The 16,490-nt window shown below is 39.8% G+C and carries 15 protein-coding genes and 1 riboswitch; of the genes, 9 read left to right on the top strand and 6 right to left on the bottom strand.

Annotation, left to right across the window (positions count from 1 at the left end; translation table 11 throughout):
- Positions 1–55: 55 nt before the first annotated feature.
- From ACKP2L_RS08165 to ACKP2L_RS08150, 4 genes are all read left to right on the top strand, one after another.
- Complete coding sequence (locus tag ACKP2L_RS08165) at positions 56–1,078, top strand: Gfo/Idh/MocA family oxidoreductase (protein WP_439426237.1); 1,023 nt, start codon at positions 56–58, stop codon at positions 1,076–1,078.
- 34 nt (positions 1,079–1,112) lie between these two features.
- Positions 1,113–2,444, top strand: a complete 1,332-nt coding sequence (locus tag ACKP2L_RS08160) for a PTS sugar transporter subunit IIC (protein ID WP_439425356.1) — start codon at positions 1,113–1,115, stop codon at positions 2,442–2,444.
- Positions 2,445–2,477: 33 nt separating this feature from the next.
- Complete coding sequence (locus tag ACKP2L_RS08155) at positions 2,478–3,467, top strand: Gfo/Idh/MocA family protein (protein ID WP_439425355.1); 990 nt, start codon at positions 2,478–2,480, stop codon at positions 3,465–3,467.
- Positions 3,468–3,534: 67 nt separating this feature from the next.
- Positions 3,535–5,742 carry an LTA synthase family protein gene (locus ACKP2L_RS08150; RefSeq protein ID WP_439425354.1) on the top strand — a complete coding sequence of 736 codons (2,208 nt, stop codon included), beginning with the start codon at positions 3,535–3,537 and terminating at the stop codon, positions 5,740–5,742.
- 7 nt (positions 5,743–5,749) lie between these two features.
- Here ACKP2L_RS08150 and ACKP2L_RS08145 read toward each other — a convergent pair whose 3' ends face one another.
- The 6 genes from ACKP2L_RS08145 to ACKP2L_RS08120 form a co-directional block, all read right to left on the bottom strand.
- Positions 5,750–6,670: a magnesium transporter CorA family protein gene (locus tag ACKP2L_RS08145; RefSeq protein ID WP_439425353.1), complete on the bottom strand. Its 921-nt coding sequence runs from the start codon at positions 6,668–6,670 to the stop codon at positions 5,750–5,752.
- Complete coding sequence (locus ACKP2L_RS08140) at positions 6,667–7,761, bottom strand: YdcF family protein (RefSeq protein ID WP_439425352.1); 1,095 nt, start codon at positions 7,759–7,761, stop codon at positions 6,667–6,669. The genes ACKP2L_RS08145 and ACKP2L_RS08140 overlap by 4 nt, the downstream gene beginning before the upstream one ends.
- 4 nt (positions 7,762–7,765) lie before the next feature.
- A complete protein-coding gene (locus ACKP2L_RS08135) occupies positions 7,766–8,416 on the bottom strand; it encodes an energy-coupling factor transporter transmembrane component T family protein (protein ID WP_439425351.1) in 651 nt (216 codons plus the stop codon).
- The gene (locus ACKP2L_RS08130; protein ID WP_439425350.1) at positions 8,413–9,693 is read right to left on the bottom strand and encodes an ATP-binding cassette domain-containing protein; all 1,281 of its coding nucleotides are present in this window, start codon (positions 9,691–9,693) and stop codon (positions 8,413–8,415) included. The genes ACKP2L_RS08135 and ACKP2L_RS08130 overlap by 4 nt, the downstream gene beginning before the upstream one ends.
- A gap of 1 nt (position 9,694) precedes the next feature.
- Positions 9,695–10,315, bottom strand: coding sequence for an ECF transporter S component (locus ACKP2L_RS08125; protein WP_439425349.1), 621 nt, complete (start codon positions 10,313–10,315; stop codon positions 9,695–9,697).
- Positions 10,316–10,354: 39 nt separating this feature from the next.
- A riboswitch (TPP riboswitch) is annotated at positions 10,355–10,442 on the bottom strand.
- Positions 10,443–10,470: 28 nt separating this feature from the next.
- Positions 10,471–11,079, bottom strand: coding sequence for an ECF transporter S component (locus ACKP2L_RS08120; protein WP_439425348.1), 609 nt, complete (start codon positions 11,077–11,079; stop codon positions 10,471–10,473).
- A 32-nt stretch (positions 11,080–11,111) separates the two neighbouring features.
- On the opposite strand from ACKP2L_RS08120, the gene ACKP2L_RS08115 reads away from it, so the two are divergent.
- The 5 genes from ACKP2L_RS08115 to ACKP2L_RS08095 all read left to right on the top strand — a co-directional run bounded on the left by ACKP2L_RS08115 (position 11,112) and on the right by ACKP2L_RS08095 (position 16,487).
- Positions 11,112–12,020: an RluA family pseudouridine synthase gene (locus ACKP2L_RS08115; protein ID WP_439425347.1), complete on the top strand. Its 909-nt coding sequence runs from the start codon at positions 11,112–11,114 to the stop codon at positions 12,018–12,020.
- A 52-nt stretch (positions 12,021–12,072) separates the two neighbouring features.
- A complete protein-coding gene (locus tag ACKP2L_RS08110) occupies positions 12,073–12,543 on the top strand; it encodes a hypothetical protein (protein WP_439425346.1) in 471 nt (156 codons plus the stop codon).
- Positions 12,543–13,346 (top strand): DUF6681 family protein, encoded by an 804-nt coding sequence (locus ACKP2L_RS08105; protein ID WP_439425345.1) that lies wholly within the window; start codon positions 12,543–12,545, stop codon positions 13,344–13,346. The genes ACKP2L_RS08110 and ACKP2L_RS08105 overlap by 1 nt, the downstream gene beginning before the upstream one ends.
- Positions 13,347–13,533: 187 nt before the next feature.
- Positions 13,534–14,994 (top strand): NCS2 family permease, encoded by a 1,461-nt coding sequence (locus ACKP2L_RS08100; RefSeq protein ID WP_439425344.1) that lies wholly within the window; start codon positions 13,534–13,536, stop codon positions 14,992–14,994.
- Between the two features lie 80 nt (positions 14,995–15,074).
- Positions 15,075–16,487, top strand: coding sequence for a nicotinate phosphoribosyltransferase (locus tag ACKP2L_RS08095; RefSeq protein ID WP_439425343.1), 1,413 nt, complete (start codon positions 15,075–15,077; stop codon positions 16,485–16,487).
- The last annotated feature ends 3 nt before the right edge of the window (positions 16,488–16,490 follow it).

Genomic DNA, 16,490 nt, shown 5'->3' with positions numbered 1-16,490 from the left:
ATCAAAGCCTTTAGCTACATATACTGGAGTTGTCGAGGGAGGTAGTAATTTGACAATTTTAACAGTGGCTTATATCGGTAATGGCAAAAGTGCCAATCGTTATCATTTGCCATTTGCCAGGAAACTAAAGGACAAGATCAAAGTCAAGACGATCTTTTCGCGTCATCCAGACAGCAAATGGCCAAAAATCGAAGGTATCAAATATACGAATGATATCAACGATATCTATGATGATCCGGAAATCGATCTAGTGGTTGTTTCCACGCCGAGTTCGACTCATTATCAGCTGGCTAAAGATGTTTTGGAACACGGCAAAAATGCCTTGGTTGAAAAACCTTTTACGGAGACGTCGGCGCAGGCCAGAGAACTTTTTGCTTTAGCAAAGGAAAAGGGTCTGCTTGTTCAGTGTTATCAAAACCGCCGTTATGATTCTGATTTTTTGACGACACAAAAAGTTATTGAAAGTGGCAAACTGGGCGATCTTTTGGAAGTAGAAATGCACTACGATTATTTCCGCCCGCAAGTGCCGGAAAGTGTTAAAGAATTTTCGCTTTCCACTAGTTATTTATATGGTCATGCCTGCCATACTTTGGATCAGGTCATTTCTTATTTCGGCAGACCAGATGATACACATTATGAGGTTCGCCAGCTGCTTGGACCTGGCCGTATGAATGATTATTTCGACTTAGATCTTTTTTACGGCAGCACATTAAAAGTATCGGTCAAATCAAGTTATTTTAGATTGAAAGAACGACCGAGCTTTGTTGTCTATGGCAAGAAGGGTGTCTTTATTAAAGAAAAGAAAGATCGTCAGGAAACTGATCTTAAACACTTTTATTTTCCTGATCATGCTGATTTTGGTATCGATCGCCCTGAAGACTACGGCACCTTGACTTACATCGATGATAAAGGTCGATATCACGAGGAAAAAGTTGTTTCTGAAGTAGGCGATTATAGTCGTGTTTACAACGACCTATATGAATCTATCATCAATGGAAAAGAAAAAAGCGTTAAAGACGAAGAGACTATTTTACAGCTTGAAATTTTAGAAACAGCGATCAAGCAAGTGAAAAAGTGATCTCGTTTACTTGAGGTAGAATATGGACAAATTTATGGAGTCTTTTTCAAAAAGAATGAGTTCGGTCGCGCTGAAACTCGATGGCAACAGGTATCTTAACGCCGTCAAGAACAGTTTCATCGCCGCAATGCCGATTTTGATCGTCGGATCTTTTTTCATACTTTTTGCTAATTTGCCGATCCCTGGTTATGCCGGATTCATGCGGTCCTGGCTCGGCAGCGGCTGGCAGCGGATCTTTACGGTTCCTTATGACGTAACGATGAATATGATGACCATCTATATCGTTGTTGAAGTTTCGATGGAACTGGCTTCTTCTTATAAACTAAACCGTGTTTCAGCTGCCTTTTCCGGTCTGGCTGCTTTCTTGGTTTTAACACCGGTTTTTGATTTTAAAAGAGCTGCTTTAGGCTCTGGTCTGCCAATGAATAACTTGAGTGCTTCCGGTTTGTTCGTTGGTATTATTTTTTCGATTTTAGCTGTAGAAATATTACATTTTACGGATAAAAGGGGATGGAAGATAAAGATGCCGGCTTCGGTACCGCCGAATGTATCTGAATCTTTTTCTGCTTTGATACCATTTGCACTGGTCATAATTATTTTTAATTTTGTTAGGATAATTTTTGAATTGACCAGTTTCGGCAGTGTTCAGAATTTTATTTTCAGTAATCTGCAGGCTCCTCTGACCTCTTTGGGTGCATCTTTGCCGGCAACGATAATCGTTTTGTTGATGGAAGGATTCCTCTGGTCATTTGGTATCCATGGAGCTAACGTCGTCGGCAGTGTTATGACACCGATCTGGCTATCGTTGACTGCCCAAAATGCGGCTGCTTTTGCTGCTGGAAAAGCGATCCCTAATATCGTTAACTATCAATTTTATAATAATTTTATCAAGATCGGAGGATCAGGCGCGACCTTTGGCCTTTGCCTGCTGCTGCTTTTCTTTGCTAAATCCAAGCAATTTAAGGCACTTGGCAGATTAGCTATTGGTCCGGAGATATTTACGATCAATGAACCGATCATCTTCGGCTTGCCGATCGTTTTGAATCCTTTGATGGTGATCCCGTTTATCCTTACGCCGATCGTTATGGCTTTGATCGCCTATCTTTCGATGAGGATCGGATTGGTACCATTGACTAATGGTGTCAATATACCGTTTACTACACCGCCGATCATTGCTGGATTTATCGTTAGCGGCTGGCGCGGTGCTGTTTTGAATGTGGTTCAAATAATCGTTTCACTATTTATTTATCTGCCTTTCTTCAGGACTGCTGATAAATTAGCCTATGCACAAGAAGCAGAAAAGGAGCGTGAACAAAAGAAAGTTTCAGGCGGTAATTCTAATAGTGTAGAAAAACTTGCACGTTGATTTTTAAGCATCTGAGTTTTAAAGGAGTATTTTATGAAGTTAGCTATCCTGGGAGCGGGCAAAATCGTTTTTGATCTGCTGTCTTTTATCGGCACAGTTCCTAAAATAGAATTAGAAGCGATTTTTGGCCGCCGGCAAAGTATCGATAAGCTTGAAAAGATCCGATCCGATCATAAGATCAAGAAAGTTTATACTGATTTTGAAAAATTATTGGCTGATCCTGAGATCGATACAGTCTATATCGGTCTTCCCAATGATCTGCATTTCGATTTTGCAAAAAAAGCTTTGAATGCGCAGAAGAATGTGATCATTGAAAAACCTTTTGTCGAAACTAGCGAACATTTTGAAGATCTTAAAGCAGCAGCAATCGCTAATCATCGACACCTATACGAGGCGATCAGTAATCAATATTTGGATAATTTTCGACAGCTGAAGAAATGGCTTGAAGCTATTGCCCCGATCCATTTAGCCGTTTTGAACTATTCGCAATATTCTTCCCGCTATGATCAATTCAAAGCCGGGAATATTTTACCGGCTTTTGACATAAATCGCGGCGGCGGTGCTTTGCTTGATCTCAATGTTTATAATATCCACTTGGCACTCGGCTTATTTGGTTTTCCAGATAAAATATCCTATCAAGCAAATATCAAACAAAATGTTGATACATCGGGTATTTTGGTAATGAACTATCCCGATCTGGTCGTTTCTGCGATCGCTGGCAAAGATGTTTTTTCTTTGACGAATGGACCTAGTTTGATCGAAGGAGAAAATGGTTTTATCCAGATAGATAGTCCGACCAGCAGTTTGACCTCTATCAGCTTGAATACAGGCGGTCAGCGTTTGACTTATCAGCCAAAACCGATGCATCGTATGTTTGCTGAATTTTCTGCCTTTCAACAGGCCATCGACGAGGATCGATGGGGTTTTATGCTGGAACAGTTGGAGCATAGCGGTCAGGTAGTTAAGATTTTAGAAGAATTGCGGGATTCGGTCCTGTCTTCTAAAAAGGAAAAAGTTGATTGATTCGCTAAGAGTTAATTGAATATTATTTTAAACAAGCTTTTTGTTTAAGGCGTTATAATGTAATGCAATGGCCTTTTCATTTAAAAAAGCTTGTTTTTCTTTTGTAAAAAAACTTGATCCGAATAACCGTAAGGGCTTTTTATGGTTATTGACTTTTTTATTTTGGGCAAAAACGCTTTTATCTTATTTTGCTGATTTTGGCGGTTTAGGTGCTCAAAATCTTTATCAATTTTTCGTCATGATCATAAATCCCTTTGCTTTTATGATCATCGTTTTTTCGCTTATATCTTTTATTCGGCGCAAACTTCCGTTTTATATAACTGCTTTGAGTGTCGACGCCCTGCTGACTTTGCTGCTATATCTCAATGTGATTTATTATCGCGAGATGTCGAGTTTTATTTCAGTCAATGTCATGCTTGGCTACTCTAAAGTCAATCAAGGGCTTGGCAGCGCTTCTTTAAGTTTAATGAAGATCCAAGATCCTTTTTACTGGTTGGATATCGTGCTGATAGCAGGTTTTTTGCTTGCTAAAAAAATAAAAATGGACGATAACCATTTTAAAAGACAGAATTCGCTTTTAGCCTTATCCCTGGGAATTTTAGCTTTATTTGCTAATTTAGTCCTGGCCGATATCTCGCGACCGCAATTGCTGACCAGAGGCTTTGATGATACTTATACGGTCAAGTTTATGGGTGTCAATTTTTACACGATTCAAGATGCCGTCAATACGATTCAAGTCAATACACTTAAAAATACTGCTAAACCAGATGATCTTAAACAAGTAAAAGGATTTATCAAATCACGCTACGCTGCGCCCGATAAGAAGTATTTCGGAATAGCCAAGGGCAAAAATGTGATCGTTATCCATCTGGAATCCACCCAACAATTTAGTATCGACCGCCGGATAAACGGGCAGGAAGTAACACCGTTTTTGAATTCGATCTACCATGGTCAGGACACTGTCTCTTTTGATAACTTTTTTCATGAAGTAGGGCAGGGAAAAACTTCCGATGCTGAAAATATGTTAGAAACGTCAACCTTTGGGCTGCCGAGCGGTTCAGTTTTCAATAAGTACTCAACTAATACTTTCCAGTCGATGCCGGCTATATTGAACCAGCGTGCCGGTTATTCATCAGCTGTCTTTCATGGCAACGTTGCTTCTTTTTGGAATCGCAGCAGTGTTTATAAATCCATGGGATATCAGCATTTCTTTGATGCATCTTACTTTGACGTCAGCGGTCGTAAATCCGAAGTTTGGGGTATTAAAGACAAGCTTCTATTCAAAGATTCGGTACCTTATTTAGAAAAGCTGCAGCAGCCTTTTTATGCCAAGTTTTTAACAGTTACTAACCATTATCCTTTTGCTTTGGATAAGGTCGATCAGGATCCTAATTTTCAAACGACTGATACGAGCGATCCGGTCATCAATAACTATTTTGTGACTAACCATTATATGGATCAGTCGATCAAAGAATTTTATGCTTATTTAGATCGGATCGGGCTTTTGAAAAAATCGATCATTATTTTATACGGTGATCATTACGGCATCTCTAATTCGGAAAATCGCACTTTGGCACCTGTTTTGGGACGTGATCCGCAAAAATGGACTGCTTTTGACGATTTACAGATGCAGCGGGTACCTTTTATGATCGACATACCGGGTTCTCGTCTTGGGCATATCGACCATACTTACGGCGGAGAAATAGATGTGATGCCGACTCTTGAACATTTATTGGGCATATCTACAAAAAGATATTTGCAGTTTGGACAGGATCTTTTCAGTAAACAGCATAGCCAGCGAGTAATTTTTAGAAATCAGGACTTTATCACGCCTAAATATACTTACACTGACGGTCACCTATGGTCGAATAGCAACGGCAAAATGTTTGATAACGATGAATTAGGAAAAAATCTATCCAAAAAAATCGAAAGATGGCAAAACGAAACCGATCAAGAATTATCTTTATCTGACCAGCTTATTTTTAAGGATCTGCTGCGTTTTTATAAACCAAAGGGTTTTACCCCGATAAATCCGCGAAACTATAATTACGGCACCTACTATACTAGGAACTTGTTGAAGGAACAAAACAAAAAATTGGCTGGGAAATCCCGTTCTATTTGGTCGCAAAATGGAGATAAAAGTACAAGCAGTCTTTATCATACCGATGCTCCCGAACAAAACGATCCCCGCTCCAGCCAAGGCAGGATCCAGATTCCTAACCCGGATGACAGTGAAAAAGGATTGAGCAGTTCCAGCAGTTCCAGTAGCCGTTAACTGTCGTTTATCTATCGAAGAATTTGGCCTTATAAAGTATCAATAATTCAACAAGGACCATGATCAAACTGATCGCAAAGGTCAAGATCCAAGCATCATGGAAATTTGCCAAGGGCAAGTGGACATTCATACCGTAGAAACCGGTCACCAAAGTAGGCACTGCCATTAAGGCTTGCAGCATGGTCAAAGTCCTTAAAGAACGATCCAGTCTTTGATTATTAAGATTAGAATAAGCTGATGAAATAGAGGCGATCACTTCGGCAGCTTGATTTGCCATATCGATGGCTTGGGTATTTTCGACTAAGACATCTTCGAAAAATTCTTCTTGATGCTTGCTTATCTCACTGCTTAAATAGGCCTGCAGACGAGATATCGCTGTCCTGTCGGTTCTAAGTGAATCAAGCATATAGATCATGGAGGTCTCTAGTTCCATCAAAGAACTGACTGCGCCAGTTTCTAATTTTTGGCGTAAATTAGATTGAATAATGTTTCTTTGCCGGTTGATCGTAGTGATAGCACTGATGTAATCAGCGATCAAAACCGACGAAGCATCTAAAAAAGCATCGATAGCATTCAAATTTTCTTGGCTGGTTTCGTCAACATTATTTCTTACCGGTGCCAATATCTTTTTAGAAATATGGGCAGTTGTTTGTCGTGCAATGGTGAATAATCTGCCTTCTTTGTCTAAAATAATACCAACCGGTTCTGTTGCTGCTAAATCTGAATTTGGTGTGATGATATCAAAAACTATCAAGACTGATCCGGTCGGTTGATCGATCTCGGTTCGAGCTGACTCATTGGGATCTAAAGCGTAGAAAAGAAATTCGGGAGTTATTCCAAGCTTTACCAGCTGGTTTTGCTCTTCTTGATCGGGGTCTTGTACTTCGTACCATCTTAAATTTTTATTTATATCGTGGATTTTTATCATAATTTAAAACCAATAACGATCAAAGTTTTTATGATCGAAACCATCGTTAATAATGATAGCATTAGCAAATGCTGTCTTTTTTTGATGATTAAGATCGCGGCAAATTCCCTGAACCATCCAGCTGAAAAATAATTAGCCGGTGTTTGAGCCGGCAGGCCGAACGCTTTGATCTGATTTCTGCAAGCGATAAAATCAGCTCTCGGCAAATGGTACGAATTGGTAGTAAAGGCTATTTTTGGATATTTTTCCGGTTTGTTTTTTAAAATCAAGACTAAAGAATTTTGAAAATTTTCGGCTGTATTAGTTGATTGATCTTCCAAAATTATTCTTGCTGGTTCAATACCCTTTTTTAAAAGCCAATTTTTCATAGCTTGTGCTTCGCTTAATCGTTCATCCCTGCCTTGGCCGCCGCTGACGACGATCCTGCTGGTTTGATTTTTTTCTGCAAATTCTAAGGATTTTTCTAACCTTTTATTCAAATTCGGTGAGATCTTATTGCCGTCGATCAGACCGGCACCAAGGACGATCAAATAATTATATTTATCTGCTTGTTGGAAAATCTGATCGCCGATCAATTTTGTGATCACTGTTTGTGTGCAAAAATTCAAAAAAACAAAAATTATGTAAAAAATGAAAGCTGGTATAAAAGCAAATGCCCAGTCGAACCAGTTTGGCAAATTTTTATTAGTAAATTTTAATGAAACGAGGAAAATAAAAGCAGCAAATATCAAAATAGCCAAATATATCGCTGGCCGGTATCTTGCTCGATATTTAGTATTGTTGGACAAGCGGAAATTCCATACGATCAATTTGCCCGCTGAGTAGGCCATCAAGGCCAGAACAAGGAAAAAGACAATGACGATTATTTTGATCGAGCTGAAAAAAATGATCGGATCGATTTTTTGAAAAATTGAAATTATGGTCAATATAAAAAAAGAAATCGATAGATTAAAAAAGAAACCACTTTTCAGCGAACGAAAGTCTTTGTTGACCTGATAAACAAAAAGCCAGACACAAATTAAAGCCGCTGAGAAAAATAACAGCGGCCAAGACCAGATCTTTAAAAGATTGTTCAAAAAAAGAAAGAACATAATTTTATTTTATCAGTGCTAACAATAAGCCTAATACTAGAATCAAAAAAAACAAAACTATTTCCTTTATTTTCAAAGGGTGTTTTTGATAATGACTTCTTTTTTGCCCTTCGATAAAACCATGTGCATACATTGCTTGACTGAGATTATCAGACCAAACGAATGAGTTATAGATAGCTTTAACATAAAGCTGCGGCGAAAAAATGGTCAACCGGACACCGCGCATTTTCGCTGAAGCTTTTATTATTTTGATCTGTTGAATCATTTTGGGCATGAAATTCAAGGCCCCGAGTATCCCATAAACAAAAGTCGGATTCATGTGCAGATCTTGTTCGAAACTTCGCATCAGATCAGTCGTAGACTGGCTAAAAACGATTATGCCGCCGAGATAAATATATGAATAAACACGGCTGGCCATTATCCAGGCAAACGATTGCGAATGATCGGCTGTCATACTGTAGTACATAAACCAGCTGCCGATAAAAGGGATCATCCCAACGATGAATAACCAAAGCAGTCTTTTAAAAGCCATTTTTTTCCAAAATAAATACAAAAGCGATAATAATATTACTGCCGAGTTCAAGTAGATCGAACGAAAAAAAGCCAATTCTATGCCTATCAGCATTGCTAACAAAAATTTTAAAGCTGCTTTCAAGATAATTTCTCCAGTTTTAATAGCCCTTTGTTTTGGATTTTATAAGCTGAATCAATGATGCTGTCAAGAGCATATAATTGATGACTGACAAAAATTTTTGCTGCCGAAGACTCCTTTAACAAGCTGATCATTTTTATTACTGATTTTTGATCAAGACCAGCAAAAGCCTCATCCAGTAGGATTATTTGAGGAGCCTGAATAACTATTAAAAGGATCTGCAGTTTTTTCTTCTCACCGCCGGATAGGCTGTAAACAGATGAATCTTTTCTTTTATCCAAATGCAGTTCCCTAAGCCAGTGATCGATCTTTTGGCGATCGAAACTTTCAGAAAAACGATTTTTTAGACTCAGATCGATCTCGTCTTGGACTGTTATCCGCAAAAAAGTGTCGCTCGCTTTTTGAAAAGCTAAGATGACGCGGCCATTTTTGATTATTTTGCCGCGATATTTTTGTAAACCGACGATCGTTTTTAAAAAAGTTGATTTCCCGGATCCGTTTTCACCGACTAAAAGTAAATTTTGACCTTTTTTTAGATTTGCGTCGATATTTTTGAGAATATTTTTTTGTCCGAATGCAACGGATAATTTTTTGCTCTCTAAAATGTTTTGATGGTCGTTAAGATCTTTTCTTTCTAATTTAAAATCGTACTTAAAAACAAAAGACTTAAAAAAGTCATCAAATTTATTCTTAGCCAGATCTTTTACACCATCGTCTTGGAATAAAAAGATCCGCTCAGCCATATCTTTGTAGATCAAAGGGTCGTGATCAGCTACGATGATCGTTCTGCCTTTGTTTTGCAGATCTTTTACTTTAGATAATAAAAATTTAATGTTATCGCTATCAACGCTGGCAAATGGCTCATCTAAAATTATCAGATCACTATTTAAAGAGGCCGCTTCGGCTAAGGCTAATCGCTGCTGTTCACCGCCGGAAAGGGTTGATACCGGCTGTTTGCTTTGATCTTCTAGATGGAATTCTTTGAGTGTGCTTTTGACCTTTTTTTCGATCTCTTTTTCCGGCAGACATAAATTTTCAAAAAGGAAAACGAGCTCTAAAAAGGGTGTTTCCATGGTGAATTGCTGATCTGCTTCTTGAAAGACTCGTGCTGCTTGGCGGGGATAGTTTTCCACCAAATAATTGATGAAAGTTGTTTTTCCGGATCCTGAAACACCAGATAAAAGTACAAATTCTCCCTTTTCGATTTTTAAGTTTACATTTTTAAGAATAGTAGTTTTTTCTATTTCGATATCTTGATTGTGAAGTTCGATGATTGCCAATTTATTTTATTAAGTGGGATTTTTCCAAAATTTTATATATTAAATATACAAGAATCCCCGAAAAAACGAGTACAGATACATATGAGATCACAAATAATGAAAATACATAGCCTAGGGGCAGTTTATTATAAGAATCTCTGAAATAAACGAATACGAAGATCAAAATAGTCGAAGTTAACGTTGATAACCATAGACCGGCTAGATTTTTTTTGTAACCAGTTATGGCAAAACCGATTTCACTGCCGACACCTTGAACGATGCCATAAACTATATTAGACACTCCCCATACTGATCCGATAGCCATTTCGATCACTGCCGCCAGTGTTTCACCAAGTACTGCTGAACCGGCTTTCTTTACGATCAGAGCCGATATCGGTCCTCCCATCACCCAAAGTCCGATCGTTGCAGCATTGGCTACCTGTTCGGCTACTTGGGCTGATCCTATCGACTGTGCCAAAGAGTTTCCAGCTATCAAACTGCCTAACGGTGCGCTTAGCGATACAAAAGTCGTCCAAGGCATACCGAAAATAAAGAATAAGATCCCAAAAATAACACCGATCAGGCCGATCAAAATGACGTCCCTTATTTTCCAGCTGCTCAGACTGTTTTTATTTCTTTGCATTTTAATCCTCCGAATAAAAATAGAGCCGAAAGATAACGGCTCTATTAGCGGCTATCTCCCTACGCAGGCATTGACCTACAGGTTCGATGGGTATTTCTCAGCTATAAAAGCACCCCAGATAGAAATATTCGACTCTTAAAAGAATTTTATCACTGTTATTTTATCAACTTTGCTTTTTTTAACAGCTTATAAATGATCAGATTAAGCAAACCGGAAAATAGCATGATAGAAATCAGCCAAATAAAGAACAAGATCACAACATAAGTTTGATCAAATCTCCCGTATGACCTTTGAAAATATTGAAAAGCAAAGCTGATGATAGTCCCAGTCAAAGTTGACAGCCATAAGCCGATAACTGGTTTTTTGTAGGCCACTAATAAGAAGCCCAGTTCCATCCCCAAACCTTGGACCAGTCCCCAGATTATGTCCATCGTTCCCCAGGCCGAACCAATGGCGATCTCAACGACTGATGCGATCAAATTAGCAAATAAGGCCGAACCCGGTTTTTTGATTATCATGGCTGCAAGCGGTCCCGCCATCAGGAAAAGACCTTTTGTCGCACCGTTTGTCACTTGAGCAGCAACCAGCGACGATGCCAGTGATGAAGCTAAAGAATGACCGGTTAAAAATAATGCGACCGGTGTTGCCAAGCTGGTGAATAAATTCCATGGCAATCCGACACCAAAATAAACGACCCCGAAAACGACTCCTATTAGAGCTGTTAAAATAACATCAATAATTTTCCACTTATTTTTTTTTGACATTTTTTCTCCCTAGACGCGATAAAATTTCTATAGTGAAATTTTACCAATATAAAATAAAAATTTCCGATGACCTTATCGGAAAATCATTAAAAATAATATTAAAAAAATGGCTGATTCCCCGATATTTGCGCGGTCTGCTGAGGATCGATCATAGACTGACGCTCAACGGCGAATATGTATCAGTCGATCAAAAGGCGAAAAAGGGTGATATCTTAAGTTTCTATCTTTATCCTGAAGATTTTTCTGGCCAGCAAAATTATTGTCCTGTTTCAGATCACCGGTTGAAGATAATTTATGAAAACGAGGATTTTTTGGTAGCAGATAAGCCGGCAGGTATGAAAATGCATCCCCATTCTCCGGAAGAAAATGATACACTTTTAAATTACATACAGGCGCAAATGGCAAACAAACGGTCACGCGGTCTAACAGCTAAAGCTTTCATGGTCCACCGTTTGGATCGACAAACTTCCGGAGCTGTGATCGTAGCTAAAAATCCGCTTGCTTGTTCGATACTAAACCGGTTTTTTGCAAAAAAAATTATCAGTAAAATATATTTAGCCTGGGTCAGCGGCAGTTTTTCAACTAACTCAGGACGAATTTCTCTGCCGATAAAAAAAGATCCTTTAAATCCTTACAGAAGAATAATTTCCAAAGATGATGGGCTGCCGGCAGAAACTGACTGGACTAAAATTCATACTGTATATCAAAATACGCTGCTTAGAATATCTTTAAAAAATGGGCGGACTCACCAAATAAGAGTGCATTTAGCTTCCATTGGCCATCCTTTGATCGGGGATGATCTATATGGCGGTATTGATTACCCAAGACTTTTATTACATTCGGCAGCTATTTCTTTTCCGGCGCTTTTCAGCGGCTGTCAACGGAGAATATCGATCGCCGCACAATTACCCAGCGATTTTCCGCGGCAGTTAAGACTTTAAAAAAATTGTTTTATTAATTTAAATTTAACCGAAGGGAACTATAATTGAATTCATGGCAAAACGTGTACCACCTTTTTTGACACCACCAGCGATCGTTTCGATCGTGATCGCATTGGGCGCTGTCAACGTTGCAACTAACGCAGCGACCCACACTAATGAAGGGGCCCCGGTGAGGGTCTACGATCATAATTCTTCATCACAATCAAATTCTTCATCATCGACAAGCAGCAGCAAAGAAAATTCTTCTTCATCTTCGTCTTCTAGTGATTTATCATCACGATCAGATTCATCCAGTTCCGATACATCTGCATCTTCATCCTCATCTGAACAGCAAGGGTCTTCTTCATCTGAACCTAGCCAGCAGCAAAGCTCATCTTCTAGTTCTTCACAGCCGGAACGATCTTCTTCAAGCACACCGCAAGAACAAAATCGCCAGCAGCCTCAGCCTCAGACTCCGGCACAGCGGACCCCTGCGCCTCCCGCTGGTAACACTGCTCCGCCGGCAGCAGGAGGAGGCAACTAATGGAAATAGGTTTACTTGCTTTGATCAATCAATGGCTTGGATTTTTCAGTGTACGCAGTAAGATACGCGGGCGTGTCTATACGATCATTGGGACCTTGGCTAATTTTTATCTTCTTTATGTTGCCATCAGACTGATCAGCAACGGCCGTCTTCGCGGCTGGCTGATCCTGGCAGTTTTTTTGCTCCTCTTGTATTTTTCGATTTTAAATCTGATTTATTACTTTACTGATAAGACGGTTGCTTGGGACATTTCTCCTTGGATAGATCGACTGCTTGGCGGCCAAGATCGCAGTGAAGAAAATAAAACCGTCACCATGCCTGCTAATGGTTTGTATAGTCGTGACCAGGTTTTGTCAGCTGTTATATCTATCGATCAATATCAGGCTGAAAATCTTAATAATATTTATCATCGATTAAACGATGCCGGCTTGATTTCCGATAATTACAATTCGCTTTCTAAATCAGAGATACGTCGTTATCTTGAGAGCCATCAAACGATGCCGGCTAATTTTCCGGGGACTTTGCTGCCGTTTTTTGATTTGAAATATTCACCCGCTGGATTGATAATCTATGGCGGTGTCAATCAAATGAATTCTTATCCGATCGGTCTTATAACTAAAGTAGGTCTTCAGGACGCGATCGTTGCTTTACAGGAATACCGGTTGTCACTGGCTTCGGTAGTCTTGTTGAGTCCGGAAAATTATACGCTCGATCCTCAAAATCATCGATTAAAAGAAATCGTCCTGCCTTGCAGCTTACAAGCAGAAGTTGCCTATAAAAGAAGAACGGACTCTGTTAAATAATTTTTTAAGATCTCCTTTATAAGGAGATCTTTTTTACGAACATTTATTGATAAAAAGACGATATAAGCAAATTTAATTGGTTAATATTCGTAAATAAAGTGTAAAAATCAATTTTTAAGCAAAATAGTTCCTAAAAATCTGCAAAAGACGTATAATTACTTCGTTACTAATTTTGGAGGTTTGGATTTTGTTAAATTCTTTTTTTGGGATCGATAAGGCTGGCTCTACTGTCTTGCGGGAAGTCAGCGGCGGTATCACTACTTTCTTTGCCATGTCTTATATTTTGTTCGTTAATCCGCAGGTGCTTTCACAGACCGGGATGCCGGCACAGGCGGTTTTTTTGGCGACGATAATCGCCTCTATTGCAGGAACTTTAGTCGTAGGACTTTTCGCTAACGTGCCTTATGCGCTTGCCCCTGGAATGGGACTAAATGCTTTTTTCACCTATACAGTCGTTGCGGCCTTGGGCTTTTCTTGGCAGCAGGCTTTAGCATTAGTGTTCTTTTGCGGAATCATCAATATTGTCATTACTGTGACTAAGATCAGAAAAATGTTGATCAACGCCATACCGACTCATTTACAGTTGGCCATCAGCGGCGGTATTGGTGCCTTTATTGCTTACATCGGTTTGAAAAATGCAGGATTCTTACATTTTTCTTCAGATGCCTCAAGTATCATTTCGATCAACGGAGCACCCTTTAAAGCTTCTCAGCATGTTTTCTCTCATGGGATCACGAACGTTGTCAGCGGCGGCGGAATAAATCCTTCTTTAGCTTCTTTTAACCAAGCAAGTGTCGTGTTGGCCCTGATCGGTCTGGTGATTACGGCCATCCTGGTCGTTAAAAAATTCCCCGCTGCCATTTTATGCGGCATTATCTTAACGACTATCATTGGGATACCAATGGGAGTTACTAATTTAAACATTTCAAGTACTTATTCTTTATCTTCTTCTTTTCATTCTTTGGGTCATACTTTCTTGGCGGCTTTTTCTAGTCAGGGGATGGGTTCGCTTTTTTCTGATGGAAATCGGATCGTATTAGTTCTGGTCACTATTTTGTCATTCAGTCTTTCAGACATTTTTGATTCTTTGGGAACTTTCATTGGTACTGGAAGACAGACAGGTATTTTTTCAGGTAAAGAAGAGTTGGCTTTGGAAAAAGAACATGGTTTCAAATCAAAACTTGATAAAGCGTTGTTTGCTGATTCGATCGCAACAGGGATCGGCTCGATATTCGGGACATCTAACATCACCACTTACGTTGAAAGTTCCGCTGGGATCGGTGCTGGAGCTCGAACCGGTTTGGCCAGTGTCGTCGTATCTATCTTGTTTTTGCTGAGTTCGCTTCTATCGCCGCTATTATCAGTTATTCCTGATGCCGCGATCGCACCCGCTCTGATCCTTGTCGGTATCATGATGATGAGTTCCTTTGGGGATATCGATTGGAAAAATATTTCTGTCGCTATACCGGCATTCATGACTTCGATATTGATGGCTTTCTGCAGCAATATAACTTATGGGATCGCCGCTGGATTTATTTTCTATTGCGTGGTTCAAACAGTTACAGGCAATGTTAAAAAGGTCCATCCTCTAATATGGATAGTTTCGCTATTATTCGTTATCAACTTTACGGTTCTGGCATTTATATGATCGAAAATAGAAAGACAGCTGTTCGTTCAGTTGTTTTTTTATAAGTTAAAATATAGTTGTAGTTCTATGGGAACATCATTATGACAGAAAATATAATCCTTGATACTGATGCTTACAAGCTGACTCATCATCTCCAATATCCTGAGCATCTGACAAAAATATACTCATATGCAGAAGCGCGGCCGGGAAGCCGGTTTCATACTCTGAGCTGGTTTGGCCTGCAGATGGTCGTTCATGATCATTTACTGGGCAAAGTTACCGAAGACATGATCGATGAAGCTCAGACCTTAAGCCAAAGTGTTTTCGGCAACGATGAATTCTTTAATAGACCGGTCTGGGAAAAAGTGGCTAAGATCGGCTATTTACCGATCCGTATAAAAGAAATAGGCGAAGGCGCGCAAGTGCCGATCTCAACACCCCTTTTAACATTAGAATCGACGGCTCCTTGGTTTGCAACAACGCTCAATGCTCTTGAATCGATTTTGATGCATGTTTGGTATCCAACGACGATCGCTACCAATTCCTTGTATATAAAAAAGGGTCTAGAGCCGGTTTTTGAAGAAAGCGGCAGTTTGAGCGGGCTGGAGCTCGCTGTCAACGATTTCGGTTTGAGAGGAGCCAGCAGCTTGCAGTCGGCTCAGCGGGCCGGTGCAGCTCATTTGCTGCATTTTCGCAGCTCAGATAATTTGCCGGCCGATAAAGCGATCGCTGATATTTATAATTTTAAGGGCCGGTCTGTCTCTGTTTGGGCAACCGAACATTCAGTCGCTACTTCTTATGGACCTGGCCGCGGCGAAATAGATTATGTCAATGCTCAGCTCGATCGTGCTGGCGAAAATGATATCGTCTCGATCGTTATTGATTCCTATGATTCTGTAAACTTTGTCAAAAATGTGATCGGATCTGATCAGATCAAAAATAGGATCGAAAAACGTCCGGGAAGAGTCGTATTGCGGCCTGACTCTGGCGAACCGCAAGAGATAGACGAACAGGTATTGAATTTACTCGATGATATTTTTGGCAGTTCGGTAAACAAAAAAGGGTATAAAGTCATCGATCACAATGTTGGTATCATTCAAGGCGATGGAATGAATCGGCAGACGATCATCCAACTTTATCACTATTTATTGAATAAAGGCTGGTCGGCTGATAATTTGGTCGTTGGTTCCGGCGGCGGCCTGCTCCAATCTGGATTTGACCGTGATACTGAGCGTTTCGCTATCAAGGCATCATATGGGGAGATCGACGGCAAGGGATTTTCGATCCGTAAGCATCCTAAACAAGATCCTAATAAAAATTCCAAAGCGGGGCGGTTTAAGGTCGTTATTGGCGACAATGGTCTCTTAGAAACATCTACTTTGAATGATCCGCGTCCTGATCAGTTAAGAACTCTTTACGAAAACGGCAATTATTATCCAGAAGATTTTTCAGCTGTCTTAAAACGAGCAGAAGATTTTGAAAAACATAGCAATTGGCTTTCTGGCCAACAATAAGTC

The organism is Oenococcus alcoholitolerans (genome assembly GCF_051852995.1).
Taxonomy (GTDB): Bacteria; Bacillota; Bacilli; order Lactobacillales; family Lactobacillaceae; genus Oenococcus; species Oenococcus alcoholitolerans.
The sequence above is the reverse complement of the archived record's forward strand: the minus strand, read 5'-3'. Positions and strand labels throughout refer to the sequence as shown.